Origin of the sequence: Kribbella sp. CA-293567 (assembly GCF_027627575.1) — a bacterium.
Classification (GTDB): domain Bacteria; phylum Actinomycetota; class Actinomycetes; order Propionibacteriales; family Kribbellaceae; genus Kribbella.
On record NZ_CP114065.1, the window covers coordinates 4,082,806 to 4,100,073 of the forward strand.

Genomic DNA, 17,268 nt, shown 5'->3' on the forward strand with positions numbered 1-17,268 from the left:
GCAGGCCCGCGAAGGCTACGGTTCAGCCGGCCAGGATGACCGGGAAGGCCTGCAGCACCGAGGCGAAGTGGTGGGTCGGGGCGCGGTCGGGCGTGGCTGCAGCCGGGTGCTCGTTGCCGACCAGCACGGTCGACAACCCGGCAGCGATCCCGCCGGCGATGTCGTACGCCGGATGGTCGCCCACCATCCACCCGCCGAGCAACGTCGCGCCGGTCCGGGCCGCCGCGATCCCGAAGATCCGCGGATCGGGCTTGCGAACGCCGACCGCCTCGGAGATACAGCAGTAGTCGACGACCGCGCCGATCCCGGTCCGCTCCAGCTTGAGCGACTGCTGCCGGACGCCACCGTTGGTGACCACCGCGACCCGCCATCCCGCTGTCCGCAGGGAGACCAGTCCGGCCACCACCGGTCGCTCCACCGAGGTGAAGGCCGGATGCTCGCGGTCGTAGGCCTCGACCAGCGCCGGCACCTCGGCCGTGAGCGCGAAGTGTTCGCTCAAGCCCGCGAACAACTCGGGCCGCGGCCGGAACCCGCCCTCGTCGTGCGCCAGCAGCCACTCGACCGCCTCGGCCCCGAGCCCTTCGCGCCGGGACCACCACTCGGCCCAGCCGCGGAAGGCCCGGTTCCGGTCGATCAACGTGTTGTCGAGGTCGAAACAGGCCAGCCGCGGCAGGTCCGGGGTCATGCGTCGATGCGGTTCTCGTCCAGTTCGTAGGCGCCCTGCACGATGAACTCCTTGCGGGGCGCGACGTCGTTGCCCATCAGCAGGTCGAAGACGCCGGCCGCCGCTTCGCCGTCGTCGACGGTCATCCGGCGCAGCGTCCGGTGGCGCGGGTCGACGGTGGTCTCCGCCAGCTGGTCCGCGTCCATCTCACCGAGACCCTTGTAGCGCTGCGGGGGCTCCTTCCACTTCACGCCCTTCTTCATCAGCTCCGCCGACTTCCGCTGGTACTCCGCGTCGGAGTAGGTGTAGATGTACTTGTCCTGCCCCTTCTTCGGGTTGGTCAGCTCGAAGCGGTGCAGGGGCGGAACGGCGGTGTAGACCCGGCCCGCGTCGACCAGCGGGCGCATGTAGCGGAAGAACAGCGTCGCCAGCAGGCAGCGGATGTGCGCGCCGTCGGAGTCGGCGTCGGCCATGAAGATGATCTTGCCGTAGCGGACCTGCTCCAGGTCGAAGGTGCGGCCCGACCCGGCGCCGACCACCTGGATGATCGAGGCGCACTCGGCGTTCTTCAGCATGTCGGCGACGGACGCCTTCTGCACGTTCAGGATCTTGCCGCGGATCGGCAGCAGCGCCTGGAACTCCGAGTTTCGGGCCACCTTGGCGGTACCGAGCGCGGAGTCACCCTCGACGATGAACAGCTCGGAGCGGTCCACGTCGTTGCTGCGGCAGTCGGCCAGCTTGGCCGGCAGTGCCGACGACTCCAGCGCGGTCTTGCGGCGCTGCAGCTCACGGTGCTGACGGGCGGCCACCCGGGTGCGGGAGGCCGCGACGACCTTCTCCATCACCGCGCGGGCCTGGGCCTTCGCGGTGCCCTTGGTGGAGCCGAGGAACGCCTCCAGCTCGGTCTGCACCACCTTCGCGACGATCCGCGAGGCGGCCGGCGTACCGAGCACCTCCTTGGTCTGGCCGTCGAACTGTGGCTCGGCCAGCCGGACCGTGACCACCGACGTCATGCCCTCGAGCACGTCGTCCTTGATCAGCTCCTCGCCGCTCTTCAGCAGCCGGGTGCCGGTCAGCGCGCTGGTGAACACCTTCGGCAGGGCGCGCTCGAACCCGGCCACGTGGGTGCCGCCCTTGGGCGTCGACACGATGTTCACGAACGAGCGCAGCTCGGTCTCGTAGCCGTCGCCCCAGCGGACCGCGATGTCGACCTCGAGGTCGCGCTCGACGTCGGTCGGGGTCATATGACCGGCATCGTCGAGCATCGGCACGGTCTCGGTGAAGTGACCGGTACCGGACAGCCGGATCACCTCGGTGACCGGCTGGTCGGTGGCGAGGAACTCGCAGAACTCGCTGATCCCGCCCTCGTGCTTGAACGACTCCTCGGTCGGCTCGTCGGTGCGCTCGTCGCGCACCACCAACTCGAGGCCGGGCACCAGGAACGACGTCTGCCGTGCCCGGGTGACCAGTTCGTCGTAGTTGAAGGCCGCGTCCTTGGTGAAGATCTGGCGGTCGGCCCAGTAGCGGATCCGGGTGCCGGTGACGCCCTTCTTGGCGCGACCCGCCTTGCGCAGGCCGACGGCCGGGGTGAACTCCGCGGTCGCGCCCTCGGTGGCGAACTCGCCGGCCACTCCCCGGCGGAACGACGTGGTCCAGGTCACGCCACCGCGGTCGACCTCGACGTCGAGCCGCGCGGACAGCGCGTTCACGACCGAGGCGCCGACACCGTGCAGACCACCGGAGGCGTTGTACGAGCCGCCGCCGAACTTGCCGCCGGCGTGCAGCTTCGTGAAGACCACCTCGACGCCGCTGAGCTTGGTCTTCGGCTCGATGTCGACCGGGATGCCGCGCGCCTGGTCGCGGACCTCGACCGAACCGTCGTTGTGCAGCACGATGTCGATCCGCTCGCCGTGACCGGCCAGCGCCTCGTCGACGGCGTTGTCGATGATCTCCCACAGGCAGTGCATCAGACCGCGACTGTCGGTCGAGCCGATGTACATGCCCGGCCGCTTGCGGACCGCCTCCAGTCCTTCCAGGACCAGCAGGTTGCGGGCGTTGTACGTTGGGTCGAGCTCGGTACTGCGGGGTGTCGGGGCGGCCACTGGGCTCCTTCTCTGGTTCACAAACAGACCACGTGCGGCGGCCGGAACCGCCGTACGCGGACAGCCTACGCAGCCGCACCCCCAATTTCCGCCCACGCCACCCGGTGACGCCCGCCGCGGTGGAGCTGGTGTATCGGCCCGCGGCGCTGGGTACAGATCGAAAACCAGCTACGGTTGACCACGAAAGGTGTTCCAGCAGATATCGATCCGGACTCGATCACCGTGTTCTACGACACTCCGAACATGTGCACGCAGTGACGGAGAAGTAGCGCACAGTGAAAGAAGACACGCCCGGCACCGGCAGAAACAGCAGATCGCCCGAATCCGAAACGATTCCCCGTCAATATGCGTCATAAGGGAACAGGTGGTTCGTCTCACATTTGGACACGCTGCCCCTACCGGGAAGTGATCCGCATGTCAGGATGTTGCTATCTGGTGAGTACGGAACTAGATGAGATGAGGCCTCAAGTGACTACAGCACTCGCCCCGAGTTCGACCCTGTCGGCTGCGGACCGTTGTGACCGCTGCGGTGCGCAGGCCTACGTTCGGGTGACCCTGACCAGCGGTGGGGAGCTACTTTTCTGCGCCCACCACGGACGGGAGCACGCGGACAAGCTGCGCAACATCGCGATCACCATCCACGACGAGACGGGCAGGCTGGAAGACAAGCCCGCCGAGTCGGTCCCTGCGGAGGGCGACCGGTAACCCGGCCTCGCGGCGCCGGCGAGGGCGCCTCCCCTACTGAATCTTCGATGGCGGTCACCCGGGAGGGTGGCCGCCATCCTTCTGTCCGGGCTCAGACGATCACCGGTACGGCGTCCGCCGGCCCGTGCCGCCGCAGTTCGCGCCACGCCGACGCCAGCCGGTCCACCGCGACCGACATCACCTCGGCCGGATAGCTGAACGGCACCCGCAGGTGGTCGTCGTGGTTCCCGGTCGGATCCATCGCCCGGCCGGCCACCACCTCGACCCCGTGCCGCAGCGCGACCTGAGCGAAAATCCGGGCATCGGTGTCCGGTAACTGGATCCACAATGCAGAACCGCCGGCGGGTTCTTCCCAGCGCCATTCCGGTAGGCGTTTTGTCAGCAACTGACCCATCAGGTGTTTTCTGCCGGTCGCCATTTCCGCGCGGGCCGCGGTGAGCTCGGCCAAACGCGGCAGCAAACGCGCGGTCAGGGCCTGGTCGATCACCGGACTGCCGAGATCGGCGAGCGCCTTGTGCCGCGCGAGCCGCTCGGCCAGCGGTCTGGGAGCCCGGATCCAGCCGATCCGCAGGCCGCCCCAGACCGCCTTGGAGACCGAACCGATGGTGAGTACCTCGGCGTCCTCGGGCGCATACGCGGCCAGCGGCGCCGGTATCGCCGGACCGGCCGGGTCCCAGGCGGAGTACGCGTTGTCCTCCACGACCACGACACCGTGTCTGGCTGCCAGCTCGGCGACCTGCCTGCGGCGCGCTGCCGACATCAGCCGGCCGGTCGGATTGTGGAAGGTCGGCATCACGAACAGCATCGCCGGCTGATGTTCCCGCAGGGCGGCGGCGAGCAGATCCGGGCGAACGCCCGCATCATCCAGCGGTACGCCGACCACGCGCCCGCCGGCCGCGCCGAAGAGGTCGAAGCAGCCCGGCCAGCTCGGCTGCTCGATCGCCACCGCCGCACCGGTACGCAGGTACATCTGCGTCACCAGCGCGATCGCCTGATGGGCTCCGCTGGTCACCACGATCTCGTCCGGAGTGGTGGGCAGACCAGACTCCGCGAAGTGCTCCGCGATCCGTTCCCGCAGGACCTCGAGTCCTCGCGGGTGATAGCCGACACCTTGCAGCAGCAACGGCAGTTCGGTCCGGGCCAGCTCTTCCACCTCGGCCGCGAGTTCCGGGATACCGGGGTCGACGGCGTACGTCATGGCGATCACGTCGCTCGGGCCGTGCGTGATGCGGTGGAACAGCGATTCGCCGTACCCGGTGGGCATTCGCTTGTCAGCGCCCGAGCGGCCCTTGGCGGCAGCCGGAGCGACCGTCGTACCGCTGCCTCTGCGACTCTCGACCAGGCCGCGAGCGCGCAGTTCGTCGTACGCCGCGACGACGGTCGATCGGCTGACGGCCAGCGCGTCGGCGAGCGGCCGCTCGGCCGGCAGGCGGGCGCCGACGGGGAGCTCCGAGGAGCCGATCAACGCGGCGATGACGTCGGCCAGCCGCCGGTAGAGGCCACCGGAGCCATTGGTCAGTCGATGTCCGATCACGGCGGCCAAAGCAGCCGGATCACCAGAACGGTCCACTTCTCCCTCGATTGGCTCGGGTGGACTGCTTCCATCCCCGTCAGGCTAATCGCAGGCAGTCCAATTGCGGTACTGCCGGACAGTGAGGAGAGTGCGGAATGGGGATCGGGCAGGCGCTCGGGTTCGTCGGGGCGACAGTGGTGCTGGTCGGGATGCCGGGGCCCAACAACATCTACATCTCGCTACGCAGCCTCACCCAGGGCCGTCGCGCGGGAGTCGTGTCCGCGTTCGCCATCGAGACCGGATCGATCGTCTACATCCTGCTCACCGCCCTCGGCCTGGCGGCCGTGGTCCAGGCCTCGCCGGTGGTCTTCACCGCCATCTCGCTCGCCGGCGCGGCGTACCTCGCGGTGCTCGGGATCCGCAGTCTTCGCTCCGGTGACGCTGCCGGGATCGGCGCGGTTCAGGTGACCTCGCTGGGACGGATCTTCCGCGAGGGGGTGCTGGTCAATCTGCTGAACCCGAAGGCGGCGCTCTTCTTCCTGGCCTTCCTCCCCCAGTTCACCACCCGCGGCGCGGGCACCGGCCAGGTGCGCAACGAGATGCTGCTGCTCGGCCTCGCGGTTCTCGTGATCGGGCTGCTGCTCGACCTCACCTACGCGCTAGGGGCCGACGCGCTGGCCCGGCGGTTCAGGACCGCCGGGCGGCGTCGGGGGCTGGGCAGGTACGTCGTGGCCGGTATCTACCTGACCATCGCGGCGGTCGCCGCGCTCAGCGTGCTCGCCTAGCGCACGGTCAGGACACCGTCCGCGAACGCGACCGTGAGCTCGTGGTCGCCGATCCGGATGCCGTGGAGCTCGATCCGTCGCCAGGCGAAATCTTCGGCAGGAGAGATCGACAGGGTGCCCGCCGGGACGTCGGGCTCGATCCCCAGAGCGGCGATCACGACAGCGATCGCGGATGCTGCCGCCCAGGCCTGCGGTCGGCAGGACAGCGGGTAGGGCGTCGGCCGGCTCTCCTCTTCGGACCCGGCACCGCCGTACAACTCGGGGAGGCGGTAGCCGAAAACCTCGGCGGCATCGACGAGTCCACGCACGTACGACGTCGCGGTCGCGGCGTGACCGGCGGCGTACAGGCCTTGGACGGTCATCGCCGTGTCGTGCGGCCAGACGCTGCCGGTGTGGTAGCCGAGCGGGTTGAACCGGGTCATTGCCTTCGACAACGTTCTCAGGCCGAAGCCGCTGTCCAGGTCGGGTCCGGCGAGCTGCCGGGCGACTGCTGCCTCCTCGGACTCGTCCAGAAGGCCGGTGCCGAGCAAATGGCCCATGTTCGAGGCGGGGCCGGCGACCGGTCGCTTGGCGCCGTCGAGGGCAATGGCGGGATAGCCGTCCACCCAGAAGCTGGCGCGAAAGCGCTCTCTGAGGCCGGCTGCCCACTCACGCCAGGCGTCACCACCGGCCAGTGCGAACGCGTCGAGCAGGTCGGCCCCGGCGATCGCGGCGGCGTACGCGTAGCCCTGCACTTCGCACAAGGCGATCGGGGCGGTGGCGAGGGTGCCGTCGAGCCATTGGACGGAGTCCCGCGAGTCCTTCCAGCCCTGGTTGGCCAGGCCGTGACCGGACTCGTCGACGTACTCGAGGAAGCCGTCGCCGTCGGGATCGGCGAAGTCCCGGATCCAGGTGAGCGCTCTCTGCAGGTTCGGCAGCAAAGTCCGTACTTCGTCGGCCGGCATCCCCCATCGCCAGGCCTTGTGCAGCGTGGTGATCCAGAGCTGGGTCGCGTCGTGCGTCCCGTAGTACGCCGCGGGCAGCACCAGCCCGCCACCGTGATCAGCGACCTCCGCCCGTAGTTCGTGCGGGATCTTTCCCGGCTGCTCGGCCGAACCAGGATCGACCTTCGTGCCTTGGTACGCCGCGAGCGCGCGCAGAGTGCCCGCCGCGAGCTCCGGGTCGATCGGGATCAGCATGCCGGCCGAGATCAGCGAGTCGCGGCCGAAGAGCGTCAGGTACCAAGGCGGTCCGGCACCGAGATAGCGCTCTCCCCCGTCGGCCGCCAATTGGAGCCCGGCCAGGTCGTCCAAGGATCGGCGGACCCAGCGACCGACCCGCCGGTCGTCACAGTCGATCTGGAAGCCGTCGTAGACCGGCCTGGCGCGAGGTGGCTCGATGCTGAACCCGTCCGCAGGGGCGAAGGTCGCGCTCAACCTGAGCGTGACGGTTGCCTCCTGCCCCGACTCGATCCTCAACCTCCAGCTGTGGTTGAGGTCTGGAGCCGGTTCGAAAGAAACGCTCACGCGCGTCCCGGAGCTGTCTTCCCAGTGCAGCGCATCGCCATCGGAAGTCGGCTCGATCATCGGAAGATCCATGGCGGCTTCGCTGCGAACAGCCGCCGTACCGGCGAGATCGGTGCCCAGGGCAAGGGCGAGTTCACAGTCGACCGTCCCGTGAGAGCGGTTCACGAGGGTGATGCGTTCGGTCACCCCGTCGCCGTCCATCTGGCGAGTGCGCTTCAGCCACACCGTCGGATCGTGACCGTCGTCGCCGAGCGCGTCGAGCACAGCGACGTACCGGGTGGTGCTGGTGGCCGGCTCGTCCAGCTGGACCGGCTTGGGCTGCCTGCCGTCGACGGTGACCTCCAGCCGGGACAGGATGCGCCGGTCGCGGGCGTAGACGCCTTCGGCTCCGGCGCCGGTCAGCTGCCCCGATCGTGGTGACAGGACCACCCAGGGCGCGGCCAGCGTGGTGACGAGATCGTGAAGGTCAGGCATGGATCCACCCTAAGACCGCCCGTTTGCGGCAGAGTGGCCGCGTGAACACCGTTGCGACTCTCCTCGTCGGCGTGGCGATCTTCGTCGGCATCCTCGGCATCGTCGTGCCGGTGCTGCCCGGCGCGATCCTCAGCCTGGCCGCGATCCTGTTCTGGGCGATCGAACTGCAGACCGCCACCGGCTGGACCGTGCTGGCCGCTGCCGTGGTGCTGATCGGGGCCAGCCAGGTGGTGAAGTACATCGTGCCCGAGCGCCGGCTGCGCGAGTCCGGCGTACCGCGACGATCGATGTTCATCGGGGTCGTGCTCGGTATCGTCGGCTTCTTCGTGATCCCGGTGGTCGGCCTGTTCGTCGGCTTCCCGCTCGGCGTGTACCTGTCGGAGCGGCAGCGCCTGGGCGCGCACGACCAGGCCTGGGTCTCCACCAAGCACGCGCTCCGGGTCACCGGCCTGTCGATCCTGATCGAGCTGATCGGTACGACGCTGGCGGCGGGCGTCTGGCTGGTCGCGGTGCTCTTCCTGGTCTGACTTGCCAGGGTTTTGCCAGGGTCGGCGCAGGCTCGTCTCAGGTCCGCTGTGGAGGGTGGGACGACCAGTACCAGGTGACCTGCTTGGTACGCAGTACCGGGAGGCACTACAGCTATGGCGTCGAACCAGAAGCTCACCGACAGAGGCTGGCGGCTAGCCGGCACCGTTGCGGCCGTCGTGGTCACCACCGCGGCCGGCGGAGTCGCCTGGGCGACCACCAGCGCCGATCCGACCCCCACTCCGAACCCGACCGCCTCGCCGTCGGCACCCAACGCGACCGAACCGGCCAAGCCGAAGGGTCCTGGTGGCCCCGGCGGACCGGGACGGCACGGTGAGTTCGGGCTCGGCCGGGCGTTGCACGGCGAGTTCACCGTCGAGAAGGAAGGCGGCGGGTACCAGACCGTCGCGACCCAGAACGGCGAGGTCACCGCGGTCGGCAAGGACGCGATCACGGTGAAGAGCGCCGACGGTTACAGCAAGGAGTACGTGGTCACGGCGGACACCCTGGTGAACGCCACACGCGATGGGATCGGCAGCATCAAGACCGGCAACAAGGTCGTGGTGTCGGCGGTCGTCGCCGACGGCAAGGCGACCGCCACCAGGGTCAGCGACGGAACCCAGCGCGAGGCGGCCCGGCAGAAGTTCGGCTTCGGTCCGCGCTGACACTCACAGGGGATTGCCAGCAATCTCCCAGGGATCGGCAGGGCGCGGGCGTAAGACTGGACCCATGAGCCCGCACCTGCTGGTCGTCGACGACGAACCCAACATCGTCGAACTGCTGTCCGCGAGTCTGCGCTTCGCCGGGTACGACGTGACCACGGCGACGCACGGTGCCGAGGCGCTGCGCAAGGCGCGGGAGGTGGAGCCCGACCTGGTGGTGCTCGACGTGATGATGCCCGGGCTGGACGGGTTCGAGGTGGTTCGCCGGCTGCGCGGTGAGGACCGGCACGTACCGGTGCTGTTCCTCACCGCGCGGGACGCGGTCGAGGACAAGGTGCTCGGCCTGCAGACCGGCGGCGACGACTACGTGACCAAGCCGTTCAGCCTGGACGAACTGGTGGCGCGGGTGCGCGCGTTGCTGCGCCGGTCGGGTCATCGGGAGCAGACCAGCACCGAGGCCGCCGTACTGCGCTACGCGGACCTGGAGCTGAACGAGGACAGCTACGAGGTCTTCAAGGCCGGTACGGCGGTGCAGCTCTCGCTGACCGAGTTCAAGCTGCTGCGCTGCCTGCTGGAGAACGCGGAGCGGGTGATGTCCAAGGGCCAGATCCTGTCGGCCGTCTGGAACTACGACTTCGCGGGCGACGCCGGCGTGGTCGAGTCGTACATGTCGTACCTGCGCCGCAAGGTCGACACCGGCGACCAGAAACTGCTCCACACCGTCCGCGGCGTCGGCTACGTCCTGCGCACCCCCCGAGGCCCGAACTGATGAACGGCCACCGCCGCCTCACCGAGCGGTACCCGCTGCGGATCACCATCGTGGTGGTCCTGCTGACCCTGGTGACCGCCGCCCTGCTCGCTTCCGGCTTCACCGCCACCACCATCATGCGCGGGTACCTGACGGACCGGGTGGACAGCCAACTCCAGGACACCGCCAAGGCGCTCACCGGGCCGAAGAACACTCCCTGGCCGGGAGCACCGGACGCGGGCAGGGGGCCGAGACTTCCCAGTGTCTTCGTGGTCCAGCGCTTCGACGCGACCGGCGCGCGGCTGGAAGAACCGATCCGGCAGCCGCTCAATCAGTCGGCGGCACAGCCGGTTCTGCCATCGCTGACGCTGGCCCAGGTCGAGGGCCGAGGCACCAAAGGGTTCAACGTGCCGGCGGTCTCCGGCCAAGAGACCTTTCGGGTCATCGCCGTCCCACTGGCCACCGGCCGCGGCTACTTGATGGTGGCGCAGAGTCTTGCCGACATGGATCAGACTCTCGGACGCCTGGTCGGGGTGCAGGTGGCTGCCGGCCTGATCCTCCTGGTGCTGCTCGCCGGCGTCGGCACGTACGTCGTACGGCGAAGCCTGCGCGGACTGGAGGACGTCGAGCACACCGCCGTGGCGATCGCCGGTGGTGACCTGAGCCGGCGGGTGCCTCAACGCGATCCGCGGACCGAGGTCGGGCGGCTGTCGCTGGCGCTGAACCAGATGCTCGGGCAGATCGAGGGCGCGTTCGCGCAGCGGACCGCTTCGGAGTTCGCGGCGCGCCGGTCCGAGGACGCCGCCCGGCGGTCCGAGGAGAACGCGCGGCAGTCGGAGGAGCGGATGCGGCGGTTCGTCGCCGACGCCAGCCACGAACTCCGCACGCCGCTGACCTCCATTCGCGGGTTCGCGGAGCTGACCCGGCAGCAGGGGGCGGCGGCCGATCCCGCGACGATGAAGCGGATCGAGGACGAGGCCAAGCGGATGGGCCTGCTGGTCGACGATCTGCTGCTGCTCGCGCGGCTCGACCAGCAACGGCCACTGCAGCACCAGCCGGTGGATCTGCTGACGCTGGCGGGCGATTCGGTGCACGACGTCCAGGCGGTGCAGCCCGGTCGGCAGGTGAAGCTGCAGATCCTTCCGGCTTCCGGTGCTCCGGTGGTGAGCGGCGACGAAGCCCGGCTGCGGCAGGTGCTCGGAAACCTGGTCAGCAACGCCCTGCACCACACACCGGTCGATGCCCCCATCACGATCTCCGTCGGCACGCGCGCGGGCGAGGCGATCCTCGAGGTGGCGGACACCGGGCCAGGCCTGAACGACGAACAGAAGGCTCGTGTGTTCGAACGCTTCTACCGGGCTGACTCGGCCCGCACCCGAGCCACCGGCGGCTCCGGTCTCGGTCTGTCGATCGTCGCGGCCCTGGTCGCGGCCCACGGCGGGAAGGTGACGGTCACCGACACCGTCCCCCACGGCGCGACCTTCACCGTCCACCTCCCCATCGCCGACTCGCAGTAGTTCGCGGCAGCGGCTGGGGTCAGCCGGTCTTCCTGCGGGCCTTGACCGTGCAGTCGCGACGCGTCAGCACCTTGCCGTCGATGACCTGCTCGCGCTCGTGAGCGCGGCCGACCAGGACCTCCCAGCGGCCGTCGTTCAGATCGAGGTCGGAGATCACCTCGTCGGGAGTCGGGAAGTGGACGTCGGGATGGTCGCCGTGCTTGGCCGCGTCCGGCCAGTCCAGGTGGCCTTCGATCAGCAGGACCCCGCCGGGAGCGACCGCCTCGGCCGCCGAGCGCAGGATCGCCTCCCGGGGCAGGTCGACCGTCGAGTGCAGGAACTGTGCCGACACGAGATCGAAGGTTCCGTCCGGGAAGGTCTTGCCGAGCTCGTGCTGCTGCCACTCGATCCGGTCGGTGACCCCTGCCTCCTCGGCGTGCGCAGCGGCCCGGGAGAGCGCTACCTGGGAGACGTCGACGGCGGTCACCCGCCAGCCCTGCTTCGCCAGCCAGATCGCGTCGCCACCCTCGCCGCTGCCGAGATCGAGCGCGGTACCGGGCTCCAGGCCGGACACCTCGGCGACCAGCGCGACATTCGGTTCTCCGCTCCAGATGCGCGAGTTCTCGCGGTAGCGGTCGTTCCAGTACTCTTCGGCGGACCTGTCATCGGCAGTCATGGGACCAGCATCCGCCCGCGGGGCCGGACCGACAAACTTCGTTGCTGTTCCGGCAAAGCGGCCGGTCGGGCCGTTCAGGCCAGATACCACCGCCGGGTCTCGTCGATGATCCGGTCGAGTTCCGCGCGATCGCCGGGCTGCTCGGCGAGGTCGGGGTTCAGGATCCGCTGCACCAGTTCGTTGACCCGTTCGGTCCCGATCCGCAGCGGCAGGCTGAACATGAGTTCGTCGATCGTGCTGCCGGGCAACGGCGGGTCCGGCGGGCACTCGGCGTACCGGTCGAGCAGGGCGCTGAAGTCGTCGAGCGACCGGACCAGCTCACCGGTCGCCACGAACCGCGCGTGCTCGGTCGGGATACCGGCCTGCGGCGCCCCGATCGCGTCGAACCACATCCAGCCCAGCCCGGACAGCTCCTCGACGACCAGCCACTCCTCCACCGCCGGCGCCGCCTCCAGTTCGAGTCGCAGCAGGTACCCGAAGACCGTGTTCAGCGCGGCGCCGTGAACCTGTTTGCCGATGCCCACCAACTGGTAGGCGAACTGCAGCGGATCCGCCTTCTCGAACCAGCGCTGCACCGCCCACGCCTGATCGACCAGACACAGCTTCGACGCGGCCGTGACGAACGCGATCAGATCGTCCGGCCCCAGGTTCAGCCACCACTCCCCCGGCTCGAGCAACCAGTACTGCGGATCCGCCCAGCGCCCACGGGTGAACAGTCCCCGGACGCCGAGCGGCGTCAGCACCAACCGGCCTTCCTTGAGCTCGACCGCCCCCAGCCGGCCAAGGAGCGCCGTACCGGGGCTGTCCGGCGCGGCACAACCGCCGTCCCGGAAGGCCACGAGCAGAACGTCGATCAGTTCGGGCCAGTCGGTCAGGAACACCCGGTAGGTCTCCAGCCAGGCGGTCACCGGCCGTTCGCGGAGCACCTCGCCGTCAGCGGGATCCCACGCATGCATCGCCGGCCCGTACTGCGGACCGACGGGACTCGGGCAGATCCAGCCGGCCAGTACGGCGATGCGCCACAACTCGTGCTCGGTCTCCTCAGCCTCCTGCTCGTAGACCCGCTGGGCGAACTCGGCCAAGTCGCCGAGGAGCTCCGAAGCCGCCGCATCGGTCTCCAGCCGGCCAGGCATCTCCGTGACCGGGGCGGGCGAGCCGGGCAGCGGCTGCAACGGCAACGTGACCCGGCGTTCGACCGGCCCGGCGAGGGCGTTCTGCTCGGCCCAAGAGAGCGCTTCCCAGCGCGCTTCCCACCCGTCTTCGTTGCCAAGAGCAACCAGCACCCGACGCTGCAGGCACCAGCTGACCGGATCGACGCGGCCCAGCCGGGGATCGTTGAACGCGACCCCGGCCTCCTCGGTGAGCTGATCGGCCAGCGCACCGCGCCCGGTCTGCCGAAGGACCTCGAGGAACTGCGGGAAAGCGACCCGGAGCTCCTCGATCCAGCCTGGCCGGACACTGCCGGAGTACGGCAGCAGGTCGTAGAGCGCGGTGGTGAAAGCGCCTCGCCGGTAGTGGTCCAGGTCGGCAGCCAGTTCGTCCCTGGCCAGCGCGAGCAGCACCTCGATGATGTCCTCGTCCACCACAGCAAAGTACCGCCGCTTGCCTCGGCCAACTACTCCCTGGCCCTGGTCGTCGCGGGTCAGCCGAACAGGGCCGAGGGGCGAAGCCAGGCGCCCGAAGTAGCCGGTCAGCGCATCAGGACGGTGCGCTCCGCCAGCGTCCAGGCTGTCGTTGTCAGCAGGTAGAGGCCGGCCGCGAGTGGGATGAAGGCCGCGGTGACCAGCGTGCCGAACGGCAGGAAGCGAGCGAGCCGGCGGGCCGTCGGGGAGGCGGTCTCGTCGAGCAGGCGGAGCTGGCGGCGGGACGAGAGGAAGGCGACGACCGCCAGCAGCAATGCGAGACCCAGGTACGCCGGGGTCGAGGCGAACATCGGCCAGTGGATCCCCAGCGGTGCGCCGAAGATGGTTCCGGCCAGCAACTGGTTCGACTGGCCGGCGACGACGGCGGTGCTGAAGAGGGTGTAGAGCACCCAGAAGAACGGCAACTGCGCGAACATCGGCAGGCAGCCGGCCAGCAACGTCGTACCGGAGTCCGACTGCAGCTTGGCCACCTCACGCTGGACCCGCTCGGGATCCTTGCCGTGCCGCTCGCTGATCCTGCGGATCTCCGGCAGCAGCGCCGCCCGGGACTTCTCACCGCGGATCGCGGCGAGGCTGAGCGGGAGCAGCAGGAGGCGGACGGCGAGTGTGCAGAGCACGATCGCCACGGCCGCGGCGTACAGGCCGGTGAAGGGTTCGATCGCGGTGGCGATCCCGTGCACGAGTTGATAGGCGGCATGGACGGGCGCGTCGAGAAAAGCAGGCATGGCGAAACTCCACGAGTGAGAAAAGGGAAAGACAGGAAGCGAGAGAACTCGCTACCTTCCCGGTGCTCGTGGGCGCGGCCTGCCGGCCGCGTCGGGATCGCACAGCAGCAGATACGCCGTACGGCGGGAGTTCGCGCGGGCGGCACTGGCCCGCGCGGGCAACGGCGACGACAGCGGACGTCGCGCCGCGGTACTGGAGAGCTGGACGACGGCAAGCAAAACGGCCGCCGCCGTGAACACGGCGACGGCCAGTAAGCCGGAGTCCGGACCGAGGGCAGGCAGGGCCAGCGTCCAGACGCCGGCCAATGCCCTCTCGATCATGGCCTCAGAATACGGTAGAGCTCAGCACAGCGGATCAGTCCAGGTAGTCGCGCAGCACCTGGGAGCGCGACGGGTGCCGCAGTTTCGACATCGTCTTCGACTCGATCTGGCGGATCCGCTCGCGGGTCACGCCGTAGACCTTGCCGATCTCGTCCAACGTCTTCGGCTGGCCGTCGGTCAGGCCGAAGCGCATCGAGACGACGCCGGCCTCCCGCTCGGACAGCGTGTCCAGAACGGCGTGCAGCTGCTCCTGGAGCAGGGTGAACGAGACGGCCTCGGCCGGCACGATCGCCTCGGAGTCCTCGATCAGGTCGCCGAACTCGGAGTCGCCGTCCTCACCCAGCGGGGTGTGCAGCGAAATCGGCTCGCGACCGTACTTCTGCACCTCGATGACCTTCTCCGGGGTCATGTCGAGCTCCTTGGCGAGCTCCTCCGGAGTGGGCTCGCGCCCCAGGTCCTGCAGCATCTGGCGCTGGACGCGGGCCAGCTTGTTGATGACCTCGACCATGTGCACCGGGATCCGGATGGTGCGGGCCTGGTCGGCCATCGCGCGGGTGATCGCCTGCCGGATCCACCAGGTGGCGTAGGTGGAGAACTTGTAGCCCTTGGTGTAGTCGAACTTCTCGACCGCACGGATCAGACCGAGGTTGCCCTCCTGGATCAGGTCCAGGAACAGCATGCCGCGGCCGGTGTAGCGCTTGGCCAGCGAGACGACCAGTCGCAGGTTGGCCTCGAGCAGGTGGTTCTTCGCCCGGCGGCCGTCCTCCGAGATCCACTCGTACTCGTCCTTGACCTTGTCCTTCAGCTTGGTCTCGGCGTCACCGATCTGCTCCTCGGCGAACAGGCCGGCCTCGATCCGCTTGGCCAGCTCGACCTCCTGCTCGGCGTTCAGCAGGGGGACCTTGCCGATCTGCTTCAGGTAGTCCTTGACCGGGTCGGCCGTGGCACCGGCGACCATCACCTGCTGCTGGGGCTCGTCGGTCTCGTCTGCCTCGGAGACGATGAAGCCCTGGTCCTCGGTCAGCTCCTTCACCAGCGGCGTGACCGCCTCGGCGTCGAAGTCGGACTCGTCGACCTCGTCGAGCGCGCGCGGCTTGCCGGTCTTCGGGTCGATCGCGACACCCGCCTCGGACACGGCCTTCTTCGCCGGCGCCTTCTTCGCGGCGGCCTTCTTCGCGGGAATACCGTCCTCCTTGGGGGACACAGCAGCCTTCTTGGCGGAAGCGGCCGTCTTCTTCACACTGGCGGTGGTCCGTTGAGTCGTACTACGGGCGGTGGCGGCCACCGCCCGAGTGGACTCGTCGGGGAGATTCTCGGACGAGCTGGACGACACGAATTACCTCTCGTCTGACGATTCAGTCTGCAGGGTTTCTGAAACAGCAAATACGGTACTGCGGGCACTGCGAGTCGGTGGCCCCGCGCTGGTCAGGCGGCAGCAACACTTCATTGTAATCCGGCTACCAAGTCCGGAGCTCCCACGACCCCCTCCACGGCGCGCCTCACCGGTACCAGTCCACCGTCCGACTGGTACCGGCGCCGCCCGGCGGTACGGCTCTCAACTGTTCCTGGTCTGCCGCAACGGCCGGGCCACCACCCTCTTCTCCACCTGCTGCTCCTGCTTGAACTGACGAACCTTCACCAGGGAGGCCACGTCGATCACGTCGGCGACCGACTTGTACGCGCCGTCCTCGCCGTACGGCTCGGACGCCTCGCGCCAGCCGCGCGGGCGGACCTTCAACTGCTTGCCCAGCAGCGCGACGAAGATCTTCGCCTTCTGCGCGCCGAACCCGGGCAGCGCCGACAGCCTGGCCAGCAGGTCGTCACCGCTCTTCACATCGGCCCAGACGGCCGAGGCGTTGCCGCCGTACTCCTCGTCCAGGTGCTTGGCCAGGGTCTGGATCCGGGCCGCCATCGCGGTCGGGAACCGGTGCACGGCCGGCGGACCGGCCACCACCTCGACGAACCCGTCCGGGTCGTAACCGGCCACCGTGGACGGATCGAACGGGCCGTCCATCCGTTGCGCGATCGCGACCGGACCGGCGAACGCGCGCTCCATCGGGATCTGCTGGTCGAGCAGCATCCCGACCAGCAACGCGAACGGGTCGCGGCTCAGCATCTCGTCGGCGTCGGGCTGCTGTGCGAGGCACAGCTTCTTGCTGCGTGTCGAAGTCACCTCAGTCCTCCTCCCCTTCAAACAGCTCAGGCTCGGCCTTGACGGCCAGCACCGGACACGGAGCATCGAGCAGTACCCGCTGGGCGTTGCTGCCGAGGATGAGCTTGCCGACCGGGGAGCGGCGACGCAGCCCGATCACGATGAACTCCGCGTGCACCTGCTCGGCGACGGCCACCAGGTCCTCCGCCGGATCGAGTCCACGCACCAGCTGCCTGACCTCGTAGGGCACGCCGGTCGAGTCGAGCTGCTCTCGTACCTCCGTCAACGCGGCATCACTGGCCGCGGCCTCGTCGCTGTCGAAACTGCGGCCACCCCGGTGCGAGTTCACCACCACCAGCTTGGCGTCGCGCAGCTTCGCCTCCTCTGCCGCCCGCCGGAGCGCCGCGCGCCCTTCGGCCTTCGGCACATAACCCACGACGATGGTCGTCATCGACTTGCCTCACCTCCGGGTGTCCATCACCTGAAACGGTCGACCCGTTCCGAACGATACTGCCCTGAACCCGCTCCGGCATCTGTGGAAATGCACGATCTGTGTCGCGACCGTGACGCTT

The 17,268-nt window shown here is 69.0% G+C and carries 17 protein-coding genes; 6 read left to right on the top strand and 11 right to left on the bottom strand.

The annotated features are described in order from the left end of the window. Nucleotides 1-22: 22 nt before the first annotated feature. On the bottom strand, nucleotides 23-685 hold the full coding sequence (locus tag OX958_RS18710) for an HAD family hydrolase (RefSeq protein WP_270130068.1): 663 nt from the start codon (nucleotides 683-685) through the stop codon (nucleotides 23-25). Further along, nucleotides 682-2,766 (bottom strand): DNA gyrase/topoisomerase IV subunit B, encoded by a 2,085-nt coding sequence (locus OX958_RS18715; protein WP_270130069.1) that lies wholly within the window; start codon nucleotides 2,764-2,766, stop codon nucleotides 682-684. Before OX958_RS18715 ends, OX958_RS18710 begins: the two co-directional genes overlap by 4 nt. Nucleotides 2,767-3,222: 456 nt before the next feature. Here OX958_RS18715 and OX958_RS18720 point away from each other — a divergent pair, with 456 nt between their 5' ends. Next, nucleotides 3,223-3,471 (top strand): DUF7455 domain-containing protein, encoded by a 249-nt coding sequence (locus OX958_RS18720; RefSeq protein WP_270130071.1) that lies wholly within the window; start codon nucleotides 3,223-3,225, stop codon nucleotides 3,469-3,471. Nucleotides 3,472-3,562: 91 nt separating this feature from the next. Here the strand turns inward: OX958_RS18720 and yczR are convergent, their stop codons facing one another. Continuing rightward, nucleotides 3,563-5,041 carry an aminotransferase-like domain-containing protein gene (gene yczR / locus OX958_RS18725; protein ID WP_270130073.1) on the bottom strand — a complete coding sequence of 493 codons (1,479 nt, stop codon included), beginning with the start codon at nucleotides 5,039-5,041 and terminating at the stop codon, nucleotides 3,563-3,565. A 98-nt stretch (nucleotides 5,042-5,139) separates the two neighbouring features. On the opposite strand from yczR, the gene OX958_RS18730 reads away from it, so the two are divergent. Continuing rightward, nucleotides 5,140-5,769: a LysE family translocator gene (locus OX958_RS18730; protein WP_270130075.1), complete on the top strand. Its 630-nt coding sequence runs from the start codon at nucleotides 5,140-5,142 to the stop codon at nucleotides 5,767-5,769. Here the strand turns inward: OX958_RS18730 and OX958_RS18735 are convergent. After that, nucleotides 5,766-7,748 carry an amylo-alpha-1,6-glucosidase gene (locus tag OX958_RS18735; protein WP_270130077.1) on the bottom strand — a complete coding sequence of 661 codons (1,983 nt, stop codon included), beginning with the start codon at nucleotides 7,746-7,748 and terminating at the stop codon, nucleotides 5,766-5,768. The two genes, OX958_RS18730 and OX958_RS18735, sit on opposite strands and share 4 nt — an antisense overlap. Before the next feature lie 41 nt (nucleotides 7,749-7,789). On the opposite strand from OX958_RS18735, the gene OX958_RS18740 reads away from it, so the two are divergent. The 4 genes from OX958_RS18740 (at nucleotide 7,790) to OX958_RS18755 (ending at nucleotide 11,200) form a co-directional block, all read left to right on the top strand. After that, the gene (locus OX958_RS18740) at nucleotides 7,790-8,275 is read left to right on the top strand and encodes a DUF456 domain-containing protein (RefSeq protein WP_270130079.1); all 486 of its coding nucleotides are present in this window, start codon (nucleotides 7,790-7,792) and stop codon (nucleotides 8,273-8,275) included. A gap of 114 nt (nucleotides 8,276-8,389) precedes the next feature. After that, nucleotides 8,390-8,938, top strand: a complete 549-nt coding sequence (locus OX958_RS18745) for a hypothetical protein (protein WP_270130081.1) — start codon at nucleotides 8,390-8,392, stop codon at nucleotides 8,936-8,938. A gap of 64 nt (nucleotides 8,939-9,002) precedes the next feature. Further along, the gene (locus OX958_RS18750; protein ID WP_270130083.1) at nucleotides 9,003-9,704 is read left to right on the top strand and encodes a response regulator transcription factor; all 702 of its coding nucleotides are present in this window, start codon (nucleotides 9,003-9,005) and stop codon (nucleotides 9,702-9,704) included. Next, entirely contained in the window at nucleotides 9,704-11,200 is a 1,497-nt protein-coding gene (locus tag OX958_RS18755) for a sensor histidine kinase (protein WP_270130085.1), read from the top strand. Before OX958_RS18750 ends, OX958_RS18755 begins: the two co-directional genes overlap by 1 nt. Before the next feature lie 19 nt (nucleotides 11,201-11,219). On the opposite strand, the gene OX958_RS18760 is transcribed toward OX958_RS18755, so the two are convergent. From OX958_RS18760 to OX958_RS18790, 7 genes are all read right to left on the bottom strand, one after another. After that, nucleotides 11,220-11,855, bottom strand: a complete 636-nt coding sequence (locus OX958_RS18760) for an SAM-dependent methyltransferase (RefSeq protein WP_270130087.1) — start codon at nucleotides 11,853-11,855, stop codon at nucleotides 11,220-11,222. 74 nt (nucleotides 11,856-11,929) lie between these two features. After that, on the bottom strand, nucleotides 11,930-13,438 hold the full coding sequence (locus OX958_RS18765) for a hypothetical protein (protein ID WP_270130089.1): 1,509 nt from the start codon (nucleotides 13,436-13,438) through the stop codon (nucleotides 11,930-11,932). A 107-nt stretch (nucleotides 13,439-13,545) separates the two neighbouring features. Next, nucleotides 13,546-14,223 (bottom strand): YidC/Oxa1 family membrane protein insertase, encoded by a 678-nt coding sequence (locus tag OX958_RS18770; RefSeq protein WP_270130091.1) that lies wholly within the window; start codon nucleotides 14,221-14,223, stop codon nucleotides 13,546-13,548. Nucleotides 14,224-14,274: 51 nt separating this feature from the next. Next, a complete protein-coding gene (locus OX958_RS18775; protein WP_270130093.1) occupies nucleotides 14,275-14,544 on the bottom strand; it encodes a DUF6412 domain-containing protein in 270 nt (89 codons plus the stop codon). A gap of 34 nt (nucleotides 14,545-14,578) precedes the next feature. Continuing rightward, nucleotides 14,579-15,877, bottom strand: a complete 1,299-nt coding sequence (locus OX958_RS18780) for an RNA polymerase sigma factor (protein ID WP_270130095.1) — start codon at nucleotides 15,875-15,877, stop codon at nucleotides 14,579-14,581. A gap of 222 nt (nucleotides 15,878-16,099) precedes the next feature. Continuing rightward, nucleotides 16,100-16,717: an HhH-GPD-type base excision DNA repair protein gene (locus OX958_RS18785; protein WP_270130097.1), complete on the bottom strand. Its 618-nt coding sequence runs from the start codon at nucleotides 16,715-16,717 to the stop codon at nucleotides 16,100-16,102. A 1-nt stretch (nucleotide 16,718) separates the two neighbouring features. After that, nucleotides 16,719-17,147, bottom strand: a complete 429-nt coding sequence (locus OX958_RS18790; protein WP_270130099.1) for a universal stress protein — start codon at nucleotides 17,145-17,147, stop codon at nucleotides 16,719-16,721. Nucleotides 17,148-17,268 lie beyond the last annotated feature (121 nt).

Bases quoted from the DNA above. Each gene is read 5' to 3' on its own strand.
- OX958_RS18735 (WP_270130077.1), bottom strand. From the start codon at position 7,748: ATGCCTGACCTTCACGATCTCGTCACCACGCTGGCCGCGCCCTGGGTG.
- OX958_RS18790 (WP_270130099.1), bottom strand. From the start codon at position 17,147: ATGACGACCATCGTCGTGGGTTATGTGCCGAAGGCCGAAGGGCGCGCG.
- OX958_RS18750 (WP_270130083.1), top strand. From the start codon at position 9,003: ATGAGCCCGCACCTGCTGGTCGTCGACGACGAACCCAACATCGTCGAA.
- OX958_RS18755 (WP_270130085.1), top strand. From the start codon at position 9,704: ATGAACGGCCACCGCCGCCTCACCGAGCGGTACCCGCTGCGGATCACC.
- OX958_RS18730 (WP_270130075.1), top strand. From the start codon at position 5,140: ATGGGGATCGGGCAGGCGCTCGGGTTCGTCGGGGCGACAGTGGTGCTG.
- OX958_RS18745 (WP_270130081.1), top strand. From the start codon at position 8,390: ATGGCGTCGAACCAGAAGCTCACCGACAGAGGCTGGCGGCTAGCCGGC.
- OX958_RS18770 (WP_270130091.1), bottom strand. From the start codon at position 14,223: ATGCCTGCTTTTCTCGACGCGCCCGTCCATGCCGCCTATCAACTCGTG.
- OX958_RS18760 (WP_270130087.1), bottom strand. From the start codon at position 11,855: ATGACTGCCGATGACAGGTCCGCCGAAGAGTACTGGAACGACCGCTAC.
- OX958_RS18710 (WP_270130068.1), bottom strand. From the start codon at position 685: ATGACCCCGGACCTGCCGCGGCTGGCCTGTTTCGACCTCGACAACACG.
- OX958_RS18720 (WP_270130071.1), top strand. From the start codon at position 3,223: ATGAGGCCTCAAGTGACTACAGCACTCGCCCCGAGTTCGACCCTGTCG.
- OX958_RS18775 (WP_270130093.1), bottom strand. From the start codon at position 14,544: ATGATCGAGAGGGCATTGGCCGGCGTCTGGACGCTGGCCCTGCCTGCC.